Below are 24,901 nucleotides of genomic sequence, written 5' to 3'. Positions count from 1 at the left end.
CTTGGAGCTATATTTGAAAAAAATATAGCAAAATGGCCAATTTTATCGCACCCAACTCGAGTGTTATGGGAAAAGTTACCATCGAAAAAGATGTTACCATTTGGTATGGTGCAGTGATTCGTGGCGATGTGGAAGAGATTATCTTACATGAAGGATGCAATATTCAAGACAATGCTGTCTTGCATGCAGATGAAGGTGATAAAACTATTATCGGAAAATTTGTAACTGTTGGACATTCTGCTATTGTTCATGGCGCAGAAATTGGTGAAGGCAGTTTGATTGGGATGCATGCTACCGTTTTAAATAGAGCTAAAATAGGCAAATATTGTTTGATAGGAGCCCATGCTTTAGTAACAGAAGGAATGATAATTCCTGATTGCTCCTTGGTTTTAGGCACTCCTGCAAAAATCATCAAAACCCTAAGTGTTGAACAAATTCAAAAAATGAAAGATGGGGCAAATCATTACATTGAAATGGGGCAAAAACACGCCAATGGAGATTTTCCATTGATTAAAGAATAAATAAAATGGTTGAACTTATTCTTATTCGACATGCCAATGCAGGTTTGTATACAGAGCCAGATTTTGATCGTTCATTATCTGAAAAAGGAAAATTAGAAGCCAATCAATCCGCACAAATTCTCAAATATTCTAATCATCAAAAAGGCATATGGCTATGTTCTTCTGCCAAAAGAACATTGGAAACTGCACAAATCATTCGTGAAAAAAATCCGACAATCTGTGGTGAACTCCAAATAGATGAATATTGGTACAAAGAAGGGGGAAAAAAATACTTGGAGAAAATTTATGAACAAAAGGATCCTACCCTATTTTTAGTTGGACATAATCCTTCCATTTCATTTTTGGCTTCCCATTTTACCAATCAAGCGATTCAAATGCAAACTGCAGAAATCATTCATCTACAATGGGAATATGCCGACAATTGGATGGAAACCAGTGCCAATTCAGCAGAAATAATTTATCAATATCACCCCAATATATAATCATGAACCGAAATCGAACCATTTTCCGTTGGGTAATTATTTTATTTACTCTCCTAATGATTGGATTAGCCATTGATATGGCCAGAAATACAACAGCACCTTGGAATAAAGTCAAAAAGAGGTAATAGGTAATAGGTAAAAGGTAATAGGTAAAAGGTAATAGGTAAAAGGTAATAGGTAAAAGGTAATAGGTAAAAGGTAATAGGTAATAGGTAATAGATTTCTTCTTTTCTCTTTTCTCTTTTCTCTTTTCTCTTTTTTATCTTCTCTTTTCTATCTTCACTTTTAACAATTACGCAGATCCTAAACTATACTTTCACGAACTCGAAGAAGTTTTTCCAATAATCTTTCTAATTGATCCAATGGAAGCATGTTGGCTCCATCCGATTTAGCAATACTTGGATTGGGATGCGTTTCAATGAATAAACCTTCAGCACCAACAGCAATTGCCGCTTTTGCTATGGTTTCAATCAAGGCAGGTTGCCCGCCCGTCACACCACTACCTTGATTTGGTCTTTGCAATGAATGCGTACAATCCATAATCACTGGCACATTAAAAGCTGACATTTCAGGAATATTTCGATAATCCACTATCAAATCTCCATAACCAAAAGAATTACCACGATCAGTTAAATATACAATGGCTTCTGGATTTTCATGTAAGACTTTTTCCACAGCAAATTTCATGGATGCGCCCGACATAAATTGTCCTTTTTTAATATTAACAGCTTTACCAGTTCTAGCAGCGGCAGCTAATAAATCAGTTTGTCGACAAAGAAAAGCAGGTATTTGCAGTACATCTACATATGCTGCAGCCATAGCGGCCTCGGAACTTTCATGAATATCGGTTACCGTGGGCACATTAAAGTGGGCACCCACTTCTTTCAAAATCTCTAAGGCTTTAATATCACCTATTCCTGTGAAGGAATCTATTTTGGTTCGATTAGCTTTCCGATAAGAACCTTTGAAAATAAAGGGAATTCCCATGGATTTACACATGGTATCAATTTTTTCACCAATTTCAAATGCTAAATCTCTACTCTCGATTGCGCAGCTTCCTGCCATTAAAAAAAATGGACCATTACCAATGGATGATAAAGTGGGTAATTGCATATTATAAAATGTTTACTTCTGTTTCTAATTGAATTCCAAATTTTTCAAAAATGGACTTTTTGATTTGTTCGGATAAAGATAAAATTTGATGACCGCTAGCATGGCCATAATTAACCAAAACCAAAGCTTGTTTCGCATGCACACCTGCATCTCCATCTCGATATCCTTTCCAACCTGCTTGTTCAATCAACCAGCCAGCGGGAAATTTCACGTCCGTACTTTCAGCAACTGGATAATGGGGAATACCAGGGAATGCATGCATCATTCGATCCGCCTCCTCTTTATTAACGGTCGGATTTTTAAAAAAACTACCTGAATTGCCGATTTCCTTGGGATCAGGTAATTTACTTTTCCGAATGGCTATTACTGCATTCGAAACATCCTTGATGGAAGGGTTTTGAATATTTTTTTCATTCAAAACATCCTGAATTGCTCCATAAGAAGTTTGAATTTTTGATACTTTATTTAATTTGAAGCAAACAGAAATGATCAAATATTTTCCTTTTCCCTTATGTTTAAAATAACTTTCTCGGTAGCCAAATTGACATGCTAAATTATCAAATTTTTCAATCTGACAAGTTTCTAAATTCAAAGCCTCCAAGTAATCAAATGTATCTTTAATTTCCACTCCATAGGCTCCAATATTTTGCATAGGGGCAGCCCCAACAGTGCCTGGAATCAATGATAAATTTTCAATACCTGCCCAATGATGGTCTACAGCAAATTGAACAAAATCGTCCCAAATTACTCCTGCACCTGATTTTACCCACACATGATGATTATCTTCTGCAATAACTTCAATCCCTGATATAGAATTTTTAACCAACAATGCATCAACATCTTGAGTTAGCAAAATATTACTTCCACCTCCTAAAAATACATGAGGGACATGGGCAAATTCACCAGATTTAAGTATGGAAATATATTGCTCAATTTGATGGATTTCCACAAAATATTTGGCCTTTACATCAATACCAAAGGTATTGTAGGCTTTTAAAGTAATATCATTCTGAACAACAGGGGCGCTATAATTCTGCTCCATATTAGATTAACTTAGTTGACAAGAATTCTTGCAAGGAAGGAACAGTAGTTTGTAATAAATTGGATTTATCTCCTTCCCACAATTTTTTCCCATCTTTCAAAAACATAATATATTCTCCCATTCGCATAACAGAATTCATATCATGAGAAATTACCACCGTGGTGATATTATATTCTTCGGTAATTTCTTGAATTAATAAATCGATTTTAACGGCGGTCAATGGATCCAAACCAGAGTTGGGTTCATCACAAAATAGATATTTAGGGTTCATTACAATTGCCCGAGCAATTCCGACACGTTTTTTCATACCACCTGAAATTTCCGAAGGCATTAGATTGGCTGCATGCTCTAAACCGACTCTTTGCAAACAATGCATGGCCCGGTCATTTTTCTCTGAAATTGTTTGTGTTGATAAAATATCCAAAGGAAAACGAACATTCTCTATGACTGTTTTTGAATCGAATAAAGCTCCTCCCTGAAAAAGAACTCCCATTTCTCGACGGATTTCCTTAACGGTTTCTAAATCGCCATTTATGATATTTCGACCATCAAAAAGAACTTGGCCTTTTTCTGGATTCAAAATTCCAATCATACATTTCAACAAAACGCTTTTCCCCGTACCGCTACCTCCGATAACCATACTGATGGTACCTTGTTTGAAAACTCCATCGATTCCATCCAAGACTACCCGACCGTTAAATTCCTTATGTATGCCTTTAATTTCAATCATAGCTTTTATTCTCAGCTAGCAAAAATATTATTTCAAAATGGTATGACCCATTTTATCTCTTTTGGTTTTTAAATAATTTTCATTGTGCGGATTTGATTCAATTTCGATAGGTACTGATTCAATAATTTCCAGACCATATCCCAACAATCCAGCTCGTTTTTTAGGATTATTCGAAATTAAACGAATTTTATGAACTCCTAAATCGCGTAAAATTTGGGCCCCAACGCCATAATCTCTTTCATCCATCGCAAAACCTAATTCCAAATTTGCCTCCACCGTATCTCGACCCATTTCTTGAAGCTTATACGCTTTCAATTTATTGAGTAGGCCAATTCCTCTACCCTCTTGAAACATGTACAAGATAACGCCTTTACCTTCCTTTTCAACAATTTGCATGGCTTTATGCAATTGACCTCCACAGTCACAACGACAAGAGCCAAAAATATCACCGGTAACACAAGAGCTATGAACTCGAACCAAAACTGGTTCATCTTTTTCCCAAGTACCTTTAATCAAAGCTAAATGCGTATCTCCTGTATTTTTTTGTTTAAATGCAATGAGTTCGAAATTACCCCATTCTGTTGGCATATTGACACCAATTTCACGGTGAATCAAGGACTCTTTGTTCAATCGATATTCAATTAAATCTTTAATCGTAACCAACTTCAAATTAAATTTATCCGCAATTCGACGTAAATCAGGTAGCCGAGCCATTTCACCATTTTCATTCAACACTTCGATCAAAACGCCTGAAGGTTTGAATCCCGCCAATCGTGCAAAATCCATGGAAGCTTCTGTATGACCAGTTCTTCTTAAAACGCCTTCTGTTTTGCTTTTTAATGGGAAAATATGTCCTGGACGACCCAAATCTTGGGGAGTGGTGGACAGATCCACCAAAGAACGGATGGTTTTAGAACGATCCGAAGCCGATATCCCCGTGGTACATCCATGACCTAATAAATCGACAGAAACCGTAAAAGGTGTTTCATGTGAGGTCGTATTATTATCGACCATCATTTCTAAACCCAATGCATGACAACGATCTTCCGTTAATGAAACACACATCAAACCTCGTGCTTCTGTCACCATAAAATTGACTAATTCAGGAGTAATTGCTTCAGACGCACAAATCATATCCCCCTCATTTTCTCTATCTTCATCATCGGCAACTATAATGATTTTTCCTTGACGAATATCTTCAATTGCATCTTCAATACTATCTAAACGAATCACTTCTTCCTGCATAATTGGAGCTTTTTTAACAACGAAAACACAAAGGTAAGCAGATTTAGTTCCCATTTTACCTACCTTTGTAATATTATCAATTTTCTTTTATCTATGTCGATTCAAGTTAGTGGGTTATCCAAAAATTTTGGGAAACAAAAAGCCGTAAATTCCATTTCTTTCACTATCCAGGAAGGCGAAATTGTGGGTTTTTTGGGACCCAATGGAGCAGGTAAATCGACAACCTTAAAAATGCTAATGGGGCATCTTACGGCCGATGAAGGATTTGCCAAAATTGACGAATTAGATGTCATCAAAGATCATTTAGCCATCAAAAAGATTATTGGTTATTTAGCTGAGAATAATCCACTATATTCCGAAATGTATGTAAAAGAATTTTTACAATTCATTGGTCAAATGCATCAAATTCCCACAAAACTATTAAAAAATAGAATTCAAGTAGTCATTGATTTAGTTGGATTACAAAAAGAGCAGACTAAGAAAATCCATGAATTATCAAAAGGCTATCAACAACGAGTAGGAATTGCTCAAGCCATTTTACATGACCCCAAAATTTTGATTCTGGATGAACCTACCAGTGGTTTGGATCCCAACCAAATGACCGAAATTAGAAACCTAATCAAGCAATTGAGTCCAGGAAAAATCATTTTATTTTCAAGCCATCTACTGAGCGAAGTAGAAGCGATCTGTGATCGAATATTATTGATCAATGAAGGAAATTTGAAAGCGGATTATAGTTTAGATCACATTCAGAAATCCTTAGGCGGATTGGAACAATTCTTCAAAAAAGAAACACAAAAAAATCAATAGCATTTCGACCATTCTAACCCCTTAGAATAATTATTTTTTTACTGCATTTTTTCATACATTTGTTTAAATTATACATCTAACCATTAATATCACGTACAAAACCCATTCTGGGAGTTGAATTAATCGGTTATCTGTATTGCATTTTTGAAAAAATTTCTTTTGAAATTCAGTCAATTTTAACCATTTATTTATTCATTCTTATGTACAAAAATTTCACTCAAACAACAGACGGTGGCTATTCACTAAAAAAACAAGGAATTATTTCGGTCATTATTTTTGGCACAGTATTTTCTATTTTAACCATTTACCTTTTTATCAATTATTTTAGAACATTATCTCCAACTATTCTTTACACAGCATTATTCATGCTAGCGATCACAGCCTTGGTCTTTTGGCGTACTACCAAACAATTCATTATTTATCCACAACAACAAATTTTCAAATATTCAAAAGGAATTGGTGCAGGCTTTGTGGAATTTCAATTTGATGAATTAGATGGATCTACTCAAGAAAACATCAAAAATATGTATGGCATCAAAACGGGAAATGCCTTTAAATTAGGATTTGATCAAAATGGCAAATACCAGGAAATTTTATTAGGCCAAAATATATCGGGTAAAACCATGCAGAGTATAAATGAAGAAATACATCAAATTATGTCTCTAAAATAATTACATAAAGCTGATGACCCACTATTATGATTTTCTAGGATCAGAAAAATGCATCGAGTATAAACCCTATTTATACGATGAGAAAGAAAACAAAATTTACATCTACATCGGATTTAGTTTTTTGTTTATTGCTTTTTTAATGTTTCATTTTTCTATTTTTCGCGAATACCTAGTATATGCATTAATAATGGGCATCAGCATAATTTTGAATGGACTCTATCGGATTTTCATTGAACAACATACAGTTATCAACATTAATCTGACGACAAATGAAATTAGACGACAAAATCCGATTCGAACCCAAAAAATACGAATTGATGATATTTATGATTTGTTTATTAAAGAAGAAAATAATAGTTATATCTATTGCGTCAATCTGATTAGTAATCCCTCTAAAACAATGAAAATTAGCACATTTATTGATAATAAGCGAAAAAAACGGCCGGAAGTATTATACTTGGAAAATGAACTAATCCACACTATTTATGAATTTCTCGAATTGGATAAAAAAGCGATTTACGGACAACAGAATTACATGAATAGGCCTTAAATCTATTTAAAACCTATCACCGCCAACATTCTGCCAGTAAGTCCTTTTTCATTGCGAAAAGAGAAAAAAAGATCATTGTTTTTTACCGTACAAAAAGGAGATATTTCTATTTGTTTAACTCCAGAATGTTGCAATTGCAGAGTATTGGCAAGCTTTAAATCAATATGGTATTTACCATTTTTTAATATTTGGACCTCTGGTAAAAATTGCATGGCTACCTCATCTCCCACTTCAAAAAACTCTTGACTAATACAAGGACCCACATAGGCTAAAATATCACTAGGATTGGACTGGTATTCAATCACCATTTTTTCTACTGTCTTCCTGGCGATATCCTTGACTGTCCCTTTCCAGCCAGCATGAATGGCAGCAGATACTATTTTAATGGGATCAGCCAATAAAATCGGGCAACAATCGGCTACACCAACTGCTGGAAATACACCACATTGATGAGTGATGATGGCATCAAAATTTTCAGCATAAATGGGAACTTGAGTTTGTAATATCTCATCACCATGGCATTGATAACTTCTAGCTAAAGCATCTACTTTAATTCCCAAATGATTGGTGAATAATTCGAGGTTTCTTTGAATATTTTCTGATGAATCGCTGGTATGAACTCCAAGATTCAAAGAGCTAAATGGAAATGGACTTACACCACCCTGCCGCGTGCTAACGCCTGCAACAATTTCAGGAAAAGCTTGAAAAATTTGGGGGGAAATGGTTAATTCCAAATGATTAAAAATAAAATATAATGAAAGATGTAAGATGTAAGAAGTTGCCCTCTTACTTCCTACATCTTACTTCATTCCTAAATTAACTTTCGTAAGATAATCCGTATTGAGCTAAAACCTCTTTAGGAACACCTTCCCATTCGTTCGGAACATTACCCTTATAACCTAGGTATTCAATACCCATTTTAGAAGTAAAGAAGCCTGTAGCTGTTAAATTTCTCATCATAGTAAAAAAGCTTACCCCTTGGGAAAATTCTTTCTTTGCTATTTCAGGATAGGCAATATCATCTACGATATTAATGCGTTGAGCTGGAGTTAAATCAACAAACAATTTCTGAAAGCGTTTGTTTGATTCAGCATCTAACCAACGTAAACCTCCGCGCATCGGTGTTTTCATTTCAGGTTTATCTTTTACAATGAATTCGATAAAACCGGTCACTCCCGACTGAGATGCACTTCCAGATTTTCCATCAGCAGGAATAATAATATCTGTCAAAACAGTAATGGTTGCTAATTCATGTGCGTTCAAAAACTTTTCAGCCATCAAACGAGCATCTCTTTCAGCCTCATCTTTGGTTCTTCCTCCTGGAATTTTTAATTCTCCAGATGCTGTTTTAGGTGCGCCAAATTGGTCTAAGGATTCTGCTGCTTGAATATCTGGACTCAACACTGCAAGTCCTAATGAACTTAAACCTAAGTTTTTTAAATAATCTCTTCTTTTCATTAGATATTGCCTTTTTTACGTTGATCAAGAATATATTCAGAAGTTCTAAGGGATAATGCCAAAATAGTTAAAGTAGCATTTTTATCTCCTTGAGAAACAAATGGCGCTGCATCCGCTACAAAAAGATTTTTTACATCATGAGCTTGACAATTCGAATTTAACACAGAAGTTTTCGGATCATTACCCATACGAGCAGTACCTACTTCATGGATAATCTTTCCAGGTTCCGCCAATCCATAATTGTTTTCTGGTCCTGGTTTTTTACCCATTGGAACACCACCCATAGAAACGATGATTTCCTCAAAAGTATCCTGCATGTGCTTCGCTTGCTTCACTTCATAATCAGACCATTTATAATGAAATCTTAACACAGGAATACCATATTTGTCTACCGTATTCGGGTCGATTTCACAATAATTATCTTCTCTAACTACTGGTTCACCTCTACCCGCCATACTGATGTATGAACCGTAATATCTTGCATAATCTTCTTTCAAGCCAGATCCGTATCCTCCAGCTGGTTTAGCTTTACCATCTTTGGTATATTGCGCTTTTCCATTTACGCCTTCGATACCTGAACCAAATCCAAAACCTGGCATTCCCATTCCTCCACCATATTCAATGTGGTAACCTCTTGGGAAATCTAATTTTTTGTTATCTAACCACCATGGCGTGTAAATATGCATTCCGCCTACTCCATCTTCATTGTAACGTTTTCTATCAAACAAAGCAGGAATAATTCCTGAACGGGAAGCCCCTGTAGAATCATTTAAATATTTTCCTACTACTCCTGATGAGTTAGCTAAACCATTCGCATATTTCGGCCCTTTGGAATTCAATAATAAACGAGCGGTTTCTCCAGCACTAGCTGCCAAAATAACCACTTTACCTTTAACCGTATATTCTTGTAAATTAACTGTATTAACGTAAGAAATACCCGTTGCTAATCCAGATATCGGATCTGTGATCACTTCGCGAGCCATCGCATAAGTAATTAAGGTAGTATTTCCAGTTGCTACGGCCGGTTTAATTAAAACAGATGAGGAAGAAAAATCGGCATAAGCCATACAAGCTCTTCCACATTGACCACAGTAAAAACATTTACCACGTTCATCATTGATTTTTTTAGTCAACATAGCCATACGAGATGGATAAGTTGGAATTCCCAACTTTTTGTTGGCTTTCATGATCATCAATTCATGAAGACGAGGCTTAGGAGGTGGTAAAAATTGTCCATCTGGATCATTACGAAGTCCTTCGTTGGAACCAAAAACACCTATTAATTTCTCTACACGATCATAATATGGTTTCATGTCGTCATAACCAATCGGCCAATCGTCACCTAAACCATCTATACTAGCGCGTTTAAAATCATCTGGACCAAAACGCAAAGAAATTCTTCCCCAGTGATTGGTACGACCACCCACCATTTTAGCACGGAACCAATCAAATGTTGTTCCATTTTTTGCCGTATATGGCTCTCCTTCAATGTTCCAACCTCCATAAGCAGCATCAAAATCGCCAAAAGGACGTGTTGTGCTTGCTCCTCTACGCGGAGATTCGTAAGGCCATTTTAATTGAGTGATATTTTTTGGATCAGCTGGATCAAAAGGTTGACCCGCTTCTAAAACACAGACTTTGACTCCAGCTTTAGCCAAAGTATAGGCTGCCATCCCTCCTCCAGCTCCAGAACCAACAATGACAACATCAAATACTTCTTGCTGAGCTTTAATATTAATAGAATCGTTTATCATAAAATAGGTATTATTTTGAAAGTTCGAAAATAGAAAATTTAAAATTAATATTCTAATATTTCTATCCTGAAAATTTCAACTATCTATTTTGCGAGGACAAATTCCTTTACATTACTTTGATTTCCTGCCAAATCGTATCCATACACACAAACCTTTGCAGGCAAATCGGCCGTGGGAACTAATTTGGAAAACCGAAAATAAGGTTCTAAATCACTTTGATCAGCACAGTTGCAGGTTGCTAGGGGTCCAACTTTCCAAGCATAATTAACAATTTCAGGATACTTAAAAATAGGCTCTATGAAATAGCCATCTGAGCCTTTATTTTGACTCAATTGAATATAATCTGAACTTGGAGCCGTGAAATCCATTTTAAATGTCAGATAGCTTTTTTGATTATTTTTCAAAAATGAAAGCACATAAAATCCTTCTTCATTCGGAAAAGGAATTTGCATTTGATCGGCTATCATAGGAGAAAAACCAGTTTTATTTTTTGGGTCAAAGGCTTCAAAGGGATCTAAGCGAAAAGATAACTGAGCAAAATTGCTCGTTTGAAAAACCAATTTTTTGTCCTTCAAATTTTCCTTCCCAAAATTTCGAACAGCGCCTTCTAAATTGACAGAAAAATCGAGCGGTTTTTCTAATTCATTTTTTGCTGAGTTTATATCAAAAATACCTTTCGAATTAAAACTACCTTTCATTTTTCGGATATCCAGGACATAGGTAGTCTCGTTTTTAGTTTGTGGACGAACATTGGAATAGAATTCACAAGGAGCCCCTAACTCGCAATTACCGATTCCACCTATTGTAGTTGTATTAATCATTCCCCACATTCCTTTCTTCAAATCTTCAAACACGGGAGAGCCTGAACTTCCGGATGCAATGTTTTTAAAATTATTAGAGAAGAAATCATACCAAAGCCAAATAAATTCCGCGACAGTTGTACTATTTCCTTGAATTCCATTGCTTATTCTTAATTGAACCGTTTGCTGAGAAAGCGGATAACCAAAGGCTTGAATCTTAGTGCCAGCGGCTGGAATCGAATTGGCGATTTTAATGGGTAAAATGCCGGCATTTTGTAATTCCCTATTGCTATGTTTTAACTCCACAATGGCCAAATCTGTACCCTTCATGGTAGCATAAGCTATTTTATTGGTTGCAAAACTTATTTGTTCTGATTCTGGAATACCTTCCAATCTTTTAAATGTAACTTGAGCAGAAAGGGGTGTATCCAGGTATATAGAATTGTCCTCAAAGCTATAATTGGTGCAGTGTCCATTGGTTAGGATGTAGGCAGGAGAATCCAATGTTTGATTGGGAACTTCGATGTAAGTTGCAGTACAAGTCATTGGACCTTCAAATTGCCCAATGGCTAACAATGACTTATCTGAAATATTGGGATAATTGATTGGGCCATCTGGAATTATGGGAGTTAAAATCTCAGAAGGAGCTGAACATGCATGAATGATCAAAAAAGAAATTAGAATAAAAATACTATGGATAGAATTTCTCATTGAAAGATTAGATGGTTAAGTTTGAAATAGTTTATTAAAACGGACACAAAACTATTTTATTTTACTCAAAAATAAAAAATGAATTAATTATTTATGCAAACAGCCATTATTACAGGTGCATCCAAAGGCATCGGAAGAGCATTAGCTATTTTATTAGCCAAACAAAATTTCCAATTAAGTTTAATCGCAAGAAATGTCGGTGAACTGAAAGATTTAGCCGCGGAAATAACTGAAATCGGACACCGACCACTTTATTTTGCCGGTGATGTGGCAGATGAAGAATTTGTCAAAATGGTTGTTGAAAAAACAGCACATACTTTTCAGCGAATAGATTTCATGATCAACAATGCAGGAGTAGGTGCTTTTGGCCCTATTGAATCGTACACAAGTCAGCAATGGGATCAAGTTTTTTCGACCAATGTCAAAGGAACTTTTCTATTTTCCCAAGCGGTTTTGCCAACTATGAAATCAGCAAAAAAAGGACATATTATCTCCATTGCATCGGATGTAGCTAAACGAGTATTTGATGGTGGATCTTTGTATTGTGCCTCCAAGTATGCTCAGCATGCTTTTTCTGAGGCTTTACGAAAGGAAATCAGAAAAGACGGAATCAAGGTTTCAGTGGTTTATTCCGGCTTGGTGGATTCCATGTTTCACCGGGAACCTCAAGGGGATCCTAGCCATAAAGACTGGCTGAGTCCGGAAGACATGGCCGAAAGTATTGCCTTTATCATGAATCAACCAGCACATGTGGTAATCGATGAATTGATGATTCATCCATTGAATCAAGAATATTAGAATGACGAGTTAATAATGGATCAATTCCTTTCTAATCATTCTTAATTAATGCGTTTCTTTGCTAATAACGATATGATTATTTATATTTAAAATTGCATTTAAACCCCCAAGCATGTCATTTAAAAAACCATACCTCTCTTTAAGTCAAATTATCAACATGAATGTCGGATTCTTTGGCATTCAATATTCCTTCGGATTACAACAAAGCGCCGTTAACCCTATTTATGATTTTCTAGGGGCTAGTCCCGACGAAATTCCTCTGTTAAACCTAGCCGGTCCTGTTACGGGCTTATTAATTCAACCTGTTATTGGTGCATTAAGTGACAGCACATGGCATCCTAAATGGGGCCGCAGAAAACCTTACTTTTTCATTGGAGCATTATTGTGCAGTATTTGCCTACTTCTTTATCCATTTAGTAGTTCATTATGGATGGCCGCTGGATTATTGTGGATTTTGGATGCAGGAAACAACACCGCCATGGAACCCTATCGTGCTTTTGTGGCAGATAAACTGAATGAGGAGCAACAACCAACAGGTTTCCAAATGCAAAGCTTTTTTACAGGATTTGGACAAACCTTGGCAAATTTATCGTTATTCATATTTCCATTGATTTTCATCGGCAAAACAGGTTCATTACCTACTTGGGTTTATGCTTCCTTTTTCCTTGGCGCGGTTTGTTCCATTGGATCCATTTGGTGGTCGATGAAAACCACCGAAGAAATCGTACCGAGTGCAGAAGAATTAGCCTTAATTCGCTCCAAAAAAGTCAGTTTTGTAGAATCTTTAAAAGAAATCTTTGAGGCGATTAGAGAAATGCCCAAGGTAATGTGGCAATTAGCATTGATCTACTTATTTCAATGGTATGCCTTATTTTGTTATTGGCAAAATTCATCCAAAAGCATTGCACTTTCCGTTTGGAATGCCACTCCGAAGGACCAACCAAAATTATACGAAGAAGCCGTTTCTTGGACAGGCTTAGTGAACGGTTGGTACAATATCGTCACCTTTTTATCAGCCTTAGCGCTAGCTAGATTTGCCAATAAATATGGTGCAAAAAGTGTTCACATGATTTGCTTAATATTGGCAGCTGTTGGATTTTTAGCTTTCCCAATGATACATGATAAAAACCTTTTATTTGTAGCCATATCTGGTTTCGGTATTGGTTGGGCAAGTATGATGGGCATCCCCTATTTGTTGGTCGTAAATGAAATACCCAAAGAACGTTATGGTGTATACATGGGAATTATCAATATGATGATAGTTATTCCAATGATTTTACAAAATCTAACTTTTGGATATATTTTAAAGCATTTTTTAGATAATGACTCAAGAAATGCGATTATCTTTGCGGGCGTTTTATTGATACTTGCAGCTATTGCAACGGCAATAATTAAACCCACCCATAAAAATTCAGAAGTATAATGAGTGTATTGTGTATAGGCGAAGCCTTGATTGATATGATTTGCACAGATAAGGGTTCTCCCCTTTCTGATGGCCAAAATTTTTTAAAAAAACCGGGTGGAGCACCTACCAATGTAGCAGCAGCTATTGGTGCCTTAGGCGGGCAAGTAGGCTTAAGTGCCAAAGTGGGAAATGACCCATTTGGTAAACACTTAAAAGAAGTTATGGCTTCTTTCCAAGTCGATACCCAAAATTTGATTTTAGATCCAAGCCATTTCACCACATTTGCTTTTGTTTCTTTGATGTTGGATGGCGAAAGAGATTTTGTCTTTAATCGAGGAGCAGATGCGGCATTGAATTTAGCTGAAATTCAAGCAATTGATTTAAGTGAATTTTCCATTGTACATTTTGGATCGGCCACGGCATTTTTAGATGGTCCGCTTAAAGAATCTTATTATTTTCTATTAGCAGAAGCGAAAAAAAAAGGTAAAATCGTCAGTTTTGATCCCAATTACCGACATTTATTATTTGGTGACAAACAAGATACTTTCATCGAGCAGTCTTTGATTTTTTTACAACAAGCTGATTTCACTAAACTTAGTGACGAAGAAGCCATGCTGATCACTAGGACCCAAACTTTGGAAGATGCCATCCACCAATTATTGGAAATCTGTAAAGGTGTTTTTGCGATTACCATTGGCAAGGAAGGAACCCTGTTAGGATTAAACAATGAAACCCATAAAATCAATAGCATTGAAGTTAAGCCTGTCGATACCACCGGAGCAGGAGATGCATTTGTAGGGGCAGTTTTATATCAAATTGATCAAATGGGTTTAAAAAGTGTCTCCGAATTATCTTTTGAAAATTGGAATAAAATCATTCAAAATGCCAACAAAGCAGGCGCTAGAACCTGTGAATACATGGGCGCTATGGAAGCATTTAAACATTTAAACAATAGCATTTTTAATTAATTTACCTGTGTACAATTCATACTTACAAAATACGATTAACGAATATTCAAAAAATTTAAAAATTGGCAGTACGCCAAATGACAAAGCTTTTTTGCAAAGATTCGCTGCTAATATTGCTGATATAAATGAAATATTTGACCACATTTATGGCAAACATCCAATTGGCAAACCACTTTTCGAATTATTAATCAAAAGTATTTTTCAAGCTCATTTAGATAGAAACAAAGACTTAAAATCCAGAGATGATGCCAAGGCACAAAAAGGGAATTGGTTTTTGAGCAATCAATTAATGGGCATGAGTCTTTATGTCGATCGTTTTGCTGGAAATATACAAGGATTAGGTAAAAAACTTGATTATTTGGAGGACCTTGGAGTCAATTTCCTTCATTTAATGCCATTGTTCAAAAGTCCAGAAGGCGAAAGTGATGGTGGATATGCAGTAGAAGACTTTCGACAAGTAGAAGAAAGATTGGGTAGTATTGAAGATTTACGAAAATTACAATCAGAACTACAGTCAAAAGACATGTATTTAATGATCGATATCGTATTGAATCATACCTCTCACCACCACGAATGGGCCAAAAAAGCGAAATCAGGCGACAAGGAATTTTTAGATTATTTCTATTTCTATGATGACCGTCGTATTCCGGACCAAATGGAAGAATTCTTACCAGAAATTTTCCCAGAAAGTTCACCTGGAAGTTTTACCTACATTGAAGAAGTTGACAAATGGGCGATGACCGTTTTCCATCATTACCAATGGGATTTAAATTATACCAATCCAAAGGTTTTTGTGGAGATGTTAAACAATGTTTTCTTTTATGCCAATTTAGGCGTTGATGTATTAAGAATCGATGCTCCAGCCTTTATTTGGAAAAAGAATGGTACAACTTGTCAAAATTTACCTGAAGCACATAAACTTCTCCAAATGATCAAGCTTTGTGTGGAAGTTGCAACTCCTGGAATGGCTTTATTAGGTGAAGCGATTGTGGCTCCTGCCCAAATCATGGAATATTTTGGAACAGGTAGATTTGCTACACATGAATGTGATTTTGCTTATAATGCCACTCAAATGGCTTTGCAATGGGATGCTTTAGCCACCGGAGATACACGGATTATGTTGGCTGCTCAACACGAATTAGAGAAAAAACCTTTGGGGGCAACTTGGATTACTTACACGCGCTGCCATGATGATATCGGCTTAGGTTATGACGATTATATGATTGAACAGTCAGGATACAACCCCTATTTACACCGGATGTATTTGAAAAATTACTACGGTGGATTCCAAGAAGATTCTCCAGCGACTGGAGCACTTTTTGCGGTGAATCCTAAAACACAAGATGCTCGAATTTCGGGTTCTTTGGCTTCACTCTGTGGCTTGGAAAAAGCCAATGACAGCAAAGACAAGAAGAAAATTCAAACTGCCATTCAAAAAATAGTGATGATGCAAGCGCATTGCTTCTTTTTAGGCGGTGTGCCCGTTATGTTTTATGGAGATGAAGTAGGTTACGAAAATGATTACTCGTACTTACAAGATTCAGGCAAGAGCTATGATAATCGCTGGATGCACCGTCCGATCATCGATTGGAAGAAAAATAATAAAGCCAAAAAACCAGGAACAATAGAAAATCAGGTATTCTCTTCCATTCAAAAATTAATTGTGCTTAGAAAAAGTCTTGAGGTCGTCGCCGACTTGAAAAATATTGAATGGATGAAAAGTCATAATTCAGCGATTGTAGGTTATGAGCGTTTTATTGGCAAAAAACGCATGTATTTCCTTTTCAATTTTAGTCAGTTTAAACAAGAATTAACATTCTTTGCATTTGATAAAAACGAGGAAAGACCCGAAAAACTACGAGATTTATGGACGAATCAATCTATTTCGGTAGGAATGGATCACGAACATTTATCATTCCAACCTTATCAATTTTATATTTTGGAAGAAGTTTAACTTAATACATTATGATAGAAACCTTTTTACTAAGATATGCCCTGAATTTTATTTTCACCTTTTTAGTCATTAGGTTAATCTATTATCCTACTTACCGAAATAAAGATTTCGTTTTTACTTATTTCCTCTTCAATAATATTTTATTTGTATTGTGTTTCTTGTTAAGCGAGGCCGACTTAAAGTTCGGTTTTGCTTTTGGCCTTTTTGCGATGTTTTCCATGTTTCGCTATCGGACAGTTACGGTTCCAATCGGCGAAATGGGCTATTTTTTCTTAGTCGTGACGTTAGGAATCATCAACTCCATCAGCTCGTTCAATAATTTATATTTATTGCTATTAGCTAACGGAATTTTGGTATCCTTGACTTTTATTTTAGGCCGATATTTATCCCTAAAACATGAAAATTCATTGCAAATCAATTTTGAAGATTTACAGTTATTGAAACCCGAAGATCGAGATACATTAACGAAAGTTCTTGAAGACCGAATTGGTCTAAAAATTCATAAAATACAGCTCATCAAAGTCGATTATCAAAAACAACTTGCACAGTTAAAGGTGTTTTATTTTTCCAACATCAATGAAAGCTTTTCAGGGGATGCCGAAGATTAGCCTCCTCACGATCCTTCTATTTAGTTGTCCCATTGTTCCAGGTTTTGGACAAGACTCCACAAAAATACTGCGAGAAGTTATTGTACAAGAACAAAAATCAGATATTCAATACAGTCCTAGTAAAAAAATCTACCAAATAAGTGGAAATATAACCACCATTGGAGGTAATTTACTGGATGCCTTGGCCAACATCCCATCTCTATACATCAATCCAGATGGAATTATACAATACCGAGGAAATCAGAATATGACGATCTACTTCGATGGAAAACCTTCCGGCTTTGTCAATTCCTCCAAAACGAATGCCTTAAGTCTTTTTCCCTTGGATATGGTGGAACGCGTTGAAATCATCTCATCTCCAGGTGCCAATTTCTCCTCAGAAGGAAGTTCTGGTATCTTAAATATCATATTGAAAAAAGGCACTCAAATGCCGTCTTCCTTTAAGTTAACAGCCAATTTTGGAACCCGTGATAAATATTCGGTCACTTCTTCCTACGCCAAAACAAGTAAAAAATTTACTCAATTTTTGGATTATAACTTTCGAAAAACACGTAGAAATGATTACCAGAATTTATTCCGAGAAAATCCAAGTTCGAACGGATTTGCTAGAATTTATCAAGAAATGGATGAAATCAATCGGGATGAAAATCATACCCTCAAATGGGGAAATAATTGGCAAATAACGACAGAAAATAATTTAGTAGTTTCCTTTTTAGGAAGAGCGGCCTTGGATGAAAACAATGAAATCAGACAAAATCGCACCAAATACCTTTCTTCACCTCAGCGTTTATATATTCGCGATGCGCTGAAAAAAGGTACTGATTATGGTTTTGATTTTTCTATATCCTATCAAACCAAAAAAAGGAAATCTGAATCGAGTTTGGATTTTCTATGGATTAACAATGTTGGTAAGGATCGAAATGATTTTGTTCAAAATTATTATTACAACGATTTTGAAACATTTAACTCTAATATTCCTCAAAGATTGGAAAGAAGTGCTAATGATAATCAAAATCATACCTTTATCCTCCAGGGAGATTGGATCCAAAAAATTAAGCCTAAAGCCAATTGGGGATATGGTTTTAAATGGAGTAATCGATCATTCAGTAACCAATTTTCTTACGAAAAATGGAAAACAAATCTTTGGCAAATTGACCGAGCTAGAAGTAATCAATTTGACTATGATGAGAACATCGCTGCTTTGTATACACAATGGACCCAAACCTTACATCAATGGGATTTCCAAGCCGGTCTTAGAGCAGAATTAAGCTTAATTTATCTTCCCATCCAAAACATTAGCAATAATTACCTTAATGCATTCCCTTCATTTTCTGCCGTGAACAACAAAAATGTCTTGGGAACCATATCTTTTAATCTTTCGAGTCGCATCAATCGACCCAGTTATAAATCATTAAATCCCTTTATTTCCTTCGCTGATCCGATCAATTTATCCAGTGGAAATCCCAATTTAAAACCAGAAAAAACCCTATTAATGGAGATGGGTCAGGCCAAAGATTTCAAACACTTTTCTATTAATAATCAACTATTTTACAGAAAAACCCATGATTTAGTTGGTCGATTCCGCACTTTGCAAGATGGAGATACCACTTTGACCAGATTTGAAAATATTGAAAAATTCACTTCATGGGGCTTTGAAAATATAACCTCCTGGCAAGTCAATCCAATTTGGAAAATTCAACTCAATGGAAGTATTTATCAAAATGATTTACAAGGTAAAATCAATGAATTGACCATTAATCAAAATAGATGGTCATATAATGGCCGCTTGAATCAAACATTTAAACTGGTAAACAATTGGACAGCGCAAATCATTGGTGTTTATCAATCCACACAAATTAGTGCTTTAGGGCAAATAGCCCCCATTTATTCCATTGATTTAGGTATTAAAAAGGAATTTATGCAGGGTAAATTGACCTTTAATGCAAAAATCAATGATTTATTCAATACACAACGAACGCAATATCATTTTGACAGTTTTGGGTATGTCTTGGACCTTGAAAAAAAGAAAGAAACCCGCATATATTACCTAGGATTTACCTATAAACTTGAAGGAAAAAAGAAAATCAAAGATCCCAAACAGCGTAAATCCATCAATGAGGAAGAGGCTGGTTTGGAGGATGATTGATGATCGACTTCCCAATGCTGCAAGAAAGGCATTTTTTTTCGCTACAGTAATGCTTGTTTAAATGTAGGCAAGCTTGTGAATCCGCTGCTGATCGAATAGGCAAATGTAATTTTTTGTACACATTCACGATACTATTCTCTTCCACTTTCAATTCGTTCAACCATCGCATGGCTTTTTCGCCGTATTCATACTGTTGTTTTACTTTGGCATAACAAATTAACATGGGAATTAAGGTATTAATGCAAATAGATTGAAATGAATAAAGTCCAAGTGTTGAGTAATTTTTGGTTGATTCCCTCCCGAAATGATAGTGCTTGTCCCAATAAAAATCCAAGGGAATATCAAATAATGTCTTAATGGTTTTTAGTTCTTTAATCTCTAGAAGTAAGGAAATCAATGAGCAATTGGACTTGATCATTTCTGAAAATTGAGCAATTCGGATGGTCGGAAAATTATAAGGTCGAAGTCGAAGAAACTTCCAATCGGACATTTTCAAATACGAGTTTTCCCATTGATGCTTTTTTTGCAAATGAATAAATTCTTTTCTAAGTTCTTTTTGATAATCATCTTGCAGCGGTTCTTCCAAAAATCCAGCTAGTCCAAACAACATACTTTCCACCGCATAAGGACGATCCCTATACCGTAAAATAACTTTGAGCGAAATGGATTGCGCTAATCGTAACATAGGATCTGCATTAACTCGAAAACCAAAACTTTTGGCTAAGGATTGAAAAAATGTTTCCTCCCAATCAAAATGTGCCTTTTCAAGCAAGTCGTAAATCAAATCGGCTTTCTCATTTAATCGTTCTTTCAAACATTTCTCCAACATATCATACTTGATTGGAAGCAGAACTTGTTCAAAAAAATGAGCACAAAGAATAGATGAATCAAGATTAATTTTAGTAGCAAAATCAGCTAATGAAAATTTGTTTAGATAATTCGAAAGCAATAAGGTAGGAATATTGGTACCATCTTGATAGGTAACAATCAAATCATTTTCCCAGATCACGTGTAAAATAACATTTTCATAGGCAAAATCGGAATCGTGATGATGTAAATACCAATCGGATGCTTTGACATGTAATTCCACCGAACCAACCCATTCGATACCAGCTATTCGGATTTTAGCATTTTGAAAATCGGCACCCGAATGAAAATTTTCTGTTCCAGTGGATAAGATGCTTAACTCTTGTCCATCAATAGTTTTCAAGGACAATTGTTCAAATAAACGATTTTTCCAAAAATAGGCTAGGTATAATTCATTCATAATCTTTCGTTAGGTAAAACGAAAGTAAGGGAATGGATTAAAAGTTGTTTGATAAAATGATTTTATGGAATAGAATATCAAGAAATAGGGATGAGGTAATAGGTAAAAGGTAATAGGTAATAGGTATGAGGTAATAGGTAAAAGGTATGAGGTAATAGGTAAAAGGTAATAGGTAATAGGTAATAGTATTAGGATATTGCTAATTAAGAGTTAAAATCCTTTTTGAAGAAATATGGTATCTCTGGTAGACGGATGGCATAATTTTTGTGTCTGTTGTTTTAAACTATTCATTTTTAAGGAGAGAAAAGAGAAGAAGAGAGAAAAGTAACCTATTACCTTTTACCTATTAATGCGAATTAAGGGTTAATAAAAAAAATAAGGATCTTTTCTAATAATTGTGGCTAAATCAAATTTAATTACATTTTTCCTGGCCAACAATGCAATTTTCTGGCTAATTCATTTTATATGGCATTTCTTTTTTTGAAAAAAAAGAAACAAAAAAACTTATTAGTCGCAAGTTAATCCAAGACGAATCAGCAAGCTGACCGATTTTCACTTCGCTCTCGGCTATTTTCTTTGACCCTGACGCACATTGCCCTTGCGCATTGTCAAAGCTCCGCCTACCGCTACGTTCAAATCTTTCGTCGGATTAACCGCAAATTCATTTATATGTCCTAAAAAAGAATATATAGGGTCCACCGATCTGAGTCGAAGCCAAAAGCGGTAATTAAGAGATTAATAATTGCAAATTTCAACCCTTAATTTGCATTAATAGGTAATAGGTAATATTGCTAATTAAGAGTTAAAATCCTTTTTGAAGAAATATGGTATCTCTGGTAGACGGAAGGCATAATTTTTGTGTAGGTTGTTTTAAACTATTCATTTTTAAAGAGAGAAAAGAAAAGAAAAGAGAAGAGAGAAAAGTAACCTATTACCTTTTACCTATTACCTTTTACCTATTACCTATAACCTATTACCTTTTAACTATCAACTCTATTTTTTATTTACTTGATAAACCCCAAAAAGCAGCACCAACATAAAGAACATTTGAGATAAATAGACTGCTTCATTGTCAAATAATCCCCAAGCTAGAGCGACAATGGGAATTAAATAAGTAACCGAACTAGCCACAATAGCATTGGTCCATTTAATTATTTGATTAAACAATAGCATTCCCAAAGCTGAACCAAAAAAACCGAGTGCAATACCAGCCATCAAAGGCCAAAAATGTTCCTGATCAATGGGTTTGCTAAAAAATCCGGAAGCAAATAAGATTCCAAGCGCCAATGGGGCAATTGAAATAAATATCCCAGCGGTAGAAGTTAATGGATGTAAACTAGATAATTTATTTTTGACCAAATGCATATTAATTCCATACAAAAAAGTGGCCAATACGACCCACAAGGCATGAACATTGAAATCCAGATGAAAATCCTTTCCTCCTATCAATAAACCTATACAGCCAATTAGACCCAATACAACACCGAAACCTTGACGAATTTGGAATTTTTGAGAGAAAAACAAAACACCTAGAATGAGTGTAAATAAAGGGGTAAACGCATTTAACATACCCGACAAGGCACTGGTCAAATGTTGTCCGGCCAATGAAAAAAGTAGAGCAGGAAATAAATTTCCTGTTAAACCCGCTAATAAAAAATATTTCCAATGGAATTTTTCCATGTGTTTACTTCGACCCATGAAAACGGGCAGAAAAAACATAGATGCTGCGAAAATTCGTAAGGCGCCGACCTCCATTGGAGAATAAGCAACTAAACTTTTTTTAACCAAAATAAATGAACTTCCCCAAATTAAGGCAAGAACGATAATTCCGATAAACGCAATTAAGGAAGTGGATTTGTTTTCTTGATTCATTCGTAAACTATTGAAATAAGGCCGTTTCTTGGTAAAAATCCGCAACTTCCGCTAAAATCTGATTAATTTCATCAAAGCTAGGTGATGTGACCAATCGGCTCCGAAAAGGTTTAAAATGATCCATTCCTTTGAAATAATTGGCATAATGACGACGCATCTCCACTATTCCACCATGGTTGCCTTTCCAACGAATGGAAAATTCCAAATGATTTAAACAAACTCGAATACGTTCATTCAAATCTGGAGCAGCCAAATGTTCGCCAGTTTTTAAAAAATGCTTGATTTCATTGAAAATCCATGGATATCCGATGGATGCCCGACCAATCATGATACCATCAACTCCAAATTTATTTTTATACTCCAAAGCTTTTTCCGGCGTGTCAATATCACCGTTGCCAAAAATGGGAATTTTTATTCTTTGGTTATTTTTCACTCTAGCAATTAAATCCCAATTCGCTTCACCTTTGTACATTTGCACCCGTGTACGACCATGAACAGTTAATGCTTGGATTCCAATGTCTTGTAAACGTTCCGCCACATCTTCAATGTTTTTTGTGGATTCATCCCATCCTAAACGGGTTTTAACGGTTACCGGTAAATGAGTCGCGTCCACTACGGCTTTGGTCATTTCCACCATTTTGGGAATATCTTGCAACAAAGCGGCTCCAGCCCCTTTGCAAGCGACCTGCTTGACAGGACAACCATAATTTATATCTATCAAATCGGGTCCAGCTTGAGTAGCGATTTTCGCACAAGAAGCCATTGTTTCAATGGAACTTCCAAATAATTGAATACCAATTGGACGTTCATATTCAAAAATATCTAATTTCTGAACACTTTTTGCCGCATCACGAATCAGGCCTTCCGAAGAAATAAACTCGGTGTACATTAAATCTGCCCCATTTTCCTTGCAAACAGCCCGAAAAGGAGGATCAGACACGTCTTCCATGGGTGCCAAAAGCAAAGGAAAATCACCAAGTTCTATATTACCTATTTTTACCATTCTCTTAAAAAATTCTGTAAATTTACGACCATTATGCAAGAAAACTATCATTCAGGACCAAGCAATTGGTTTAACATTTTCTCGAAACTGCTTAGTTTGTTTGGATTCTTCCTTTTAGGCAGTTTTATTGGGCAGTTTATCGGATTGTTATGTGTGCTAATTCAAACGGACATATTGAACCAAGTGTCGGTTAGCAACCAACAATTAATGACTCAACAAATGATGCAATTTTTGAGCAAACCAGAAGGCTATTTGAACGGACAAAAAGCCATGATGGGTTTTCAATGGTTTTCAGCGCTATTTAGTTTTGTTTTCAGCGCTTGGGCATATAACCGATTCATTAATAAACAAACGTTAAATGACCTAAGTCCCAACCAAATACCTAGTTGGCACATCGTTTTTTGGTCCATCATCGCCTTGTTGGTATCCATGCCTTTAATGGAATACATGATTGAATGGAACCAAGGAATTAAACTTCCACCTGCCTATAGTCAATTAGAATCTACCATGAAAAATACAGAAGAAATGGCAGGTAGATTAACCAAATTTTTAATTCACTTTGATAGACCCATCGATTTTATTTCTGGTTTATTCGTGATAGCTGCCATGGCTGGCATAGGGGAAGAATTATTTTTTAGAGGTATATTACAAAATATCTTTGAAAAATATTTAAGCAACAAACATGTGGCCATTTGGGCTTCAGCAGCCGTATTTAGTTTTATTCATTTCCAATTTTATGGCTTTTTCCCGCGACTTTTCTTAGGCGCATTTTTCGGATATCTTTATGTTTGGTATCGAAATATATGGATTCCAATCATCGCTCATTTTTTCAATAATGGATTCGCTTTAACGATGAATTATCTTTATCAATTGAAAAAAATTAACATTGATCCTGAACGAAGCATTCAATATATGCCCATGTGGTCAGCAGCGATATCATTAATTTTCGTAACTTTCTATTTGAACCGTTTATACAAACACAAAACTACCTAA

At 35.6% G+C, this 24,901-nt stretch carries 24 protein-coding genes; 13 read left to right on the top strand and 11 right to left on the bottom strand.

Going from position 1 to position 24,901, the window contains the following annotated elements; translation table 11 throughout:
• Nucleotides 1–32: 32 nt before the first annotated feature.
• The 3 genes from V7S76_RS02480 to V7S76_RS02470 are packed head-to-tail and all read left to right on the top strand — an operon-like array spanning nucleotide 33 to nucleotide 1,128.
• Entirely contained in the window at nucleotides 33–521 is a 489-nt protein-coding gene (locus V7S76_RS02480; RefSeq protein ID WP_459508425.1) for a gamma carbonic anhydrase family protein, read from the top strand.
• Nucleotides 522–526: 5 nt separating this feature from the next.
• Nucleotides 527–1,003 (top strand): SixA phosphatase family protein, encoded by a 477-nt coding sequence (locus V7S76_RS02475; protein WP_459508424.1) that lies wholly within the window; start codon nucleotides 527–529, stop codon nucleotides 1,001–1,003.
• A 2-nt stretch (nucleotides 1,004–1,005) separates the two neighbouring features.
• Nucleotides 1,006–1,128, top strand: coding sequence for a hypothetical protein (locus V7S76_RS02470; protein WP_459508423.1), 123 nt, complete (start codon nucleotides 1,006–1,008; stop codon nucleotides 1,126–1,128).
• 178 nt (nucleotides 1,129–1,306) lie between these two features.
• On the opposite strand, the gene kdsA is transcribed toward V7S76_RS02470, so the two are convergent.
• Genes kdsA through V7S76_RS02450 form a run of 4 tightly spaced genes read right to left on the bottom strand, consistent with a single transcriptional unit; the run spans nucleotide 1,307 to nucleotide 5,133 of the window.
• A complete protein-coding gene (gene kdsA / locus V7S76_RS02465; protein ID WP_459508422.1) occupies nucleotides 1,307–2,116 on the bottom strand; it encodes a 3-deoxy-8-phosphooctulonate synthase in 810 nt (269 codons plus the stop codon).
• Nucleotide 2,117: 1 nt separating this feature from the next.
• The gene (gene murB / locus V7S76_RS02460; RefSeq protein WP_459508421.1) at nucleotides 2,118–3,158 is read right to left on the bottom strand and encodes a UDP-N-acetylmuramate dehydrogenase; all 1,041 of its coding nucleotides are present in this window, start codon (nucleotides 3,156–3,158) and stop codon (nucleotides 2,118–2,120) included.
• A 1-nt stretch (nucleotide 3,159) separates the two neighbouring features.
• A complete protein-coding gene (locus tag V7S76_RS02455; protein ID WP_459508420.1) occupies nucleotides 3,160–3,888 on the bottom strand; it encodes an ABC transporter ATP-binding protein in 729 nt (242 codons plus the stop codon).
• A gap of 27 nt (nucleotides 3,889–3,915) precedes the next feature.
• Nucleotides 3,916–5,133: a bifunctional 3,4-dihydroxy-2-butanone-4-phosphate synthase/GTP cyclohydrolase II gene (locus tag V7S76_RS02450; RefSeq protein WP_459508606.1), complete on the bottom strand. Its 1,218-nt coding sequence runs from the start codon at nucleotides 5,131–5,133 to the stop codon at nucleotides 3,916–3,918.
• Between the two features lie 93 nt (nucleotides 5,134–5,226).
• Between V7S76_RS02450 and V7S76_RS02445 the strand changes: the two genes are divergently transcribed.
• From V7S76_RS02445 to V7S76_RS02435, 3 genes are all read left to right on the top strand, one after another.
• Entirely contained in the window at nucleotides 5,227–5,943 is a 717-nt protein-coding gene (locus tag V7S76_RS02445; protein WP_459508419.1) for an ABC transporter ATP-binding protein, read from the top strand.
• A 200-nt stretch (nucleotides 5,944–6,143) separates the two neighbouring features.
• A complete protein-coding gene (locus tag V7S76_RS02440) occupies nucleotides 6,144–6,614 on the top strand; it encodes a hypothetical protein (RefSeq protein WP_459508417.1) in 471 nt (156 codons plus the stop codon).
• 187 nt (nucleotides 6,615–6,801) lie between these two features.
• Nucleotides 6,802–7,164 carry a hypothetical protein gene (locus V7S76_RS02435; protein ID WP_459508416.1) on the top strand — a complete coding sequence of 121 codons (363 nt, stop codon included), beginning with the start codon at nucleotides 6,802–6,804 and terminating at the stop codon, nucleotides 7,162–7,164.
• Between the two features lie 2 nt (nucleotides 7,165–7,166).
• Here V7S76_RS02435 and pgeF read toward each other — a convergent pair whose 3' ends face one another.
• The 4 genes from pgeF to V7S76_RS02415 form a co-directional block, all read right to left on the bottom strand.
• Nucleotides 7,167–7,898 (bottom strand): peptidoglycan editing factor PgeF, encoded by a 732-nt coding sequence (pgeF, locus tag V7S76_RS02430; RefSeq protein ID WP_459508415.1) that lies wholly within the window; start codon nucleotides 7,896–7,898, stop codon nucleotides 7,167–7,169.
• Nucleotides 7,899–7,980: 82 nt separating this feature from the next.
• Complete coding sequence (locus V7S76_RS02425) at nucleotides 7,981–8,622, bottom strand: gluconate 2-dehydrogenase subunit 3 family protein (RefSeq protein ID WP_459508414.1); 642 nt, start codon at nucleotides 8,620–8,622, stop codon at nucleotides 7,981–7,983.
• Nucleotides 8,622–10,376 carry a GMC family oxidoreductase gene (locus tag V7S76_RS02420; protein WP_459508413.1) on the bottom strand — a complete coding sequence of 585 codons (1,755 nt, stop codon included), beginning with the start codon at nucleotides 10,374–10,376 and terminating at the stop codon, nucleotides 8,622–8,624. Before V7S76_RS02420 ends, V7S76_RS02425 begins: the two co-directional genes overlap by 1 nt.
• Before the next feature lie 83 nt (nucleotides 10,377–10,459).
• Entirely contained in the window at nucleotides 10,460–11,887 is a 1,428-nt protein-coding gene (locus tag V7S76_RS02415) for a trypsin-like serine peptidase (protein WP_459508412.1), read from the bottom strand.
• 93 nt (nucleotides 11,888–11,980) lie between these two features.
• Here V7S76_RS02415 and V7S76_RS02410 point away from each other — a divergent pair, with 93 nt between their 5' ends.
• From V7S76_RS02410 to V7S76_RS02385, 6 genes are all read left to right on the top strand, one after another.
• Nucleotides 11,981–12,685, top strand: coding sequence for an SDR family oxidoreductase (locus V7S76_RS02410; RefSeq protein ID WP_459508411.1), 705 nt, complete (start codon nucleotides 11,981–11,983; stop codon nucleotides 12,683–12,685).
• A 112-nt stretch (nucleotides 12,686–12,797) separates the two neighbouring features.
• Nucleotides 12,798–14,108, top strand: a complete 1,311-nt coding sequence (locus tag V7S76_RS02405) for an MFS transporter (protein WP_459508410.1) — start codon at nucleotides 12,798–12,800, stop codon at nucleotides 14,106–14,108.
• Nucleotides 14,108–15,058 carry a carbohydrate kinase family protein gene (locus V7S76_RS02400; protein ID WP_459508409.1) on the top strand — a complete coding sequence of 317 codons (951 nt, stop codon included), beginning with the start codon at nucleotides 14,108–14,110 and terminating at the stop codon, nucleotides 15,056–15,058. The genes V7S76_RS02405 and V7S76_RS02400 overlap by 1 nt, the downstream gene beginning before the upstream one ends.
• Nucleotides 15,059–15,065: 7 nt before the next feature.
• Nucleotides 15,066–17,012, top strand: a complete 1,947-nt coding sequence (locus V7S76_RS02395; protein ID WP_459508408.1) for an amylosucrase — start codon at nucleotides 15,066–15,068, stop codon at nucleotides 17,010–17,012.
• An 11-nt stretch (nucleotides 17,013–17,023) separates the two neighbouring features.
• The gene (locus V7S76_RS02390; protein ID WP_459508407.1) at nucleotides 17,024–17,620 is read left to right on the top strand and encodes a DUF4956 domain-containing protein; all 597 of its coding nucleotides are present in this window, start codon (nucleotides 17,024–17,026) and stop codon (nucleotides 17,618–17,620) included.
• Nucleotides 17,589–19,766: a TonB-dependent receptor domain-containing protein gene (locus tag V7S76_RS02385; protein ID WP_459508406.1), complete on the top strand. Its 2,178-nt coding sequence runs from the start codon at nucleotides 17,589–17,591 to the stop codon at nucleotides 19,764–19,766. The genes V7S76_RS02390 and V7S76_RS02385 overlap by 32 nt, the downstream gene beginning before the upstream one ends.
• On the opposite strand, the gene V7S76_RS02380 is transcribed toward V7S76_RS02385, so the two are convergent.
• From V7S76_RS02380 to dusB, 3 genes are all read right to left on the bottom strand, one after another.
• The gene (locus V7S76_RS02380) at nucleotides 19,732–21,033 is read right to left on the bottom strand and encodes a DUF2851 family protein (RefSeq protein ID WP_459508405.1); all 1,302 of its coding nucleotides are present in this window, start codon (nucleotides 21,031–21,033) and stop codon (nucleotides 19,732–19,734) included. The genes V7S76_RS02385 and V7S76_RS02380 overlap by 35 nt on opposite strands.
• Before the next feature lie 993 nt (nucleotides 21,034–22,026).
• Nucleotides 22,027–22,905: a DMT family transporter gene (locus V7S76_RS02375; protein ID WP_459508404.1), complete on the bottom strand. Its 879-nt coding sequence runs from the start codon at nucleotides 22,903–22,905 to the stop codon at nucleotides 22,027–22,029.
• A gap of 7 nt (nucleotides 22,906–22,912) precedes the next feature.
• Nucleotides 22,913–23,908 carry a tRNA dihydrouridine synthase DusB gene (gene dusB, locus V7S76_RS02370; RefSeq protein ID WP_459508403.1) on the bottom strand — a complete coding sequence of 332 codons (996 nt, stop codon included), beginning with the start codon at nucleotides 23,906–23,908 and terminating at the stop codon, nucleotides 22,913–22,915.
• Nucleotides 23,909–23,941: 33 nt separating this feature from the next.
• Between dusB and V7S76_RS02365 the strand changes: the two genes are divergently transcribed.
• Nucleotides 23,942–24,901 carry a CPBP family intramembrane glutamic endopeptidase gene (locus V7S76_RS02365; RefSeq protein ID WP_459508402.1) on the top strand — a complete coding sequence of 320 codons (960 nt, stop codon included), beginning with the start codon at nucleotides 23,942–23,944 and terminating at the stop codon, nucleotides 24,899–24,901.

The sequence above is a fragment of the Aquirufa sp. ROCK2-A2 genome (genome assembly GCF_054558485.1).
The sequence above is the reverse complement of the archived record's forward strand: the minus strand, read 5'-3'. Positions and strand labels throughout refer to the sequence as shown.

What these genes read in the sequence shown, in the direction of transcription:
- V7S76_RS02440 (WP_459508417.1), top strand. Translation starts at nt 6,144, where the DNA reads ATGTACAAAAATTTCACTCAAACAACAGACGGTGGCTATTCACTAAAA.
- V7S76_RS02435 (WP_459508416.1), top strand. Translation starts at nt 6,802, where the DNA reads ATGGGCATCAGCATAATTTTGAATGGACTCTATCGGATTTTCATTGAA.
- V7S76_RS02365 (WP_459508402.1), top strand. Translation starts at nt 23,942, where the DNA reads ATGCAAGAAAACTATCATTCAGGACCAAGCAATTGGTTTAACATTTTC.
- V7S76_RS02400 (WP_459508409.1), top strand. Translation starts at nt 14,108, where the DNA reads ATGAGTGTATTGTGTATAGGCGAAGCCTTGATTGATATGATTTGCACA.
- V7S76_RS02375 (WP_459508404.1), bottom strand. Translation starts at nt 22,905, where the DNA reads ATGAATCAAGAAAACAAATCCACTTCCTTAATTGCGTTTATCGGAATT.
- V7S76_RS02380 (WP_459508405.1), bottom strand. Translation starts at nt 21,033, where the DNA reads ATGAATGAATTATACCTAGCCTATTTTTGGAAAAATCGTTTATTTGAA.
- dusB (WP_459508403.1), bottom strand. Translation starts at nt 23,908, where the DNA reads ATGGTAAAAATAGGTAATATAGAACTTGGTGATTTTCCTTTGCTTTTG.
- V7S76_RS02470 (WP_459508423.1), top strand. Translation starts at nt 1,006, where the DNA reads ATGAACCGAAATCGAACCATTTTCCGTTGGGTAATTATTTTATTTACT.
- V7S76_RS02405 (WP_459508410.1), top strand. Translation starts at nt 12,798, where the DNA reads ATGTCATTTAAAAAACCATACCTCTCTTTAAGTCAAATTATCAACATG.
- V7S76_RS02410 (WP_459508411.1), top strand. Translation starts at nt 11,981, where the DNA reads ATGCAAACAGCCATTATTACAGGTGCATCCAAAGGCATCGGAAGAGCA.
- V7S76_RS02455 (WP_459508420.1), bottom strand. Translation starts at nt 3,888, where the DNA reads ATGATTGAAATTAAAGGCATACATAAGGAATTTAACGGTCGGGTAGTC.
- kdsA (WP_459508422.1), bottom strand. Translation starts at nt 2,116, where the DNA reads ATGCAATTACCCACTTTATCATCCATTGGTAATGGTCCATTTTTTTTA.
- V7S76_RS02475 (WP_459508424.1), top strand. Translation starts at nt 527, where the DNA reads ATGGTTGAACTTATTCTTATTCGACATGCCAATGCAGGTTTGTATACA.
- V7S76_RS02445 (WP_459508419.1), top strand. Translation starts at nt 5,227, where the DNA reads ATGTCGATTCAAGTTAGTGGGTTATCCAAAAATTTTGGGAAACAAAAA.
- V7S76_RS02385 (WP_459508406.1), top strand. Translation starts at nt 17,589, where the DNA reads ATGAAAGCTTTTCAGGGGATGCCGAAGATTAGCCTCCTCACGATCCTT.
- murB (WP_459508421.1), bottom strand. Translation starts at nt 3,158, where the DNA reads ATGGAGCAGAATTATAGCGCCCCTGTTGTTCAGAATGATATTACTTTA.
- V7S76_RS02480 (WP_459508425.1), top strand. Translation starts at nt 33, where the DNA reads ATGGCCAATTTTATCGCACCCAACTCGAGTGTTATGGGAAAAGTTACC.
- V7S76_RS02415 (WP_459508412.1), bottom strand. Translation starts at nt 11,887, where the DNA reads ATGAGAAATTCTATCCATAGTATTTTTATTCTAATTTCTTTTTTGATC.
- V7S76_RS02420 (WP_459508413.1), bottom strand. Translation starts at nt 10,376, where the DNA reads ATGATAAACGATTCTATTAATATTAAAGCTCAGCAAGAAGTATTTGAT.
- V7S76_RS02450 (WP_459508606.1), bottom strand. Translation starts at nt 5,133, where the DNA reads ATGCAGGAAGAAGTGATTCGTTTAGATAGTATTGAAGATGCAATTGAA.
- V7S76_RS02425 (WP_459508414.1), bottom strand. Translation starts at nt 8,622, where the DNA reads ATGAAAAGAAGAGATTATTTAAAAAACTTAGGTTTAAGTTCATTAGGA.
- V7S76_RS02390 (WP_459508407.1), top strand. Translation starts at nt 17,024, where the DNA reads ATGATAGAAACCTTTTTACTAAGATATGCCCTGAATTTTATTTTCACC.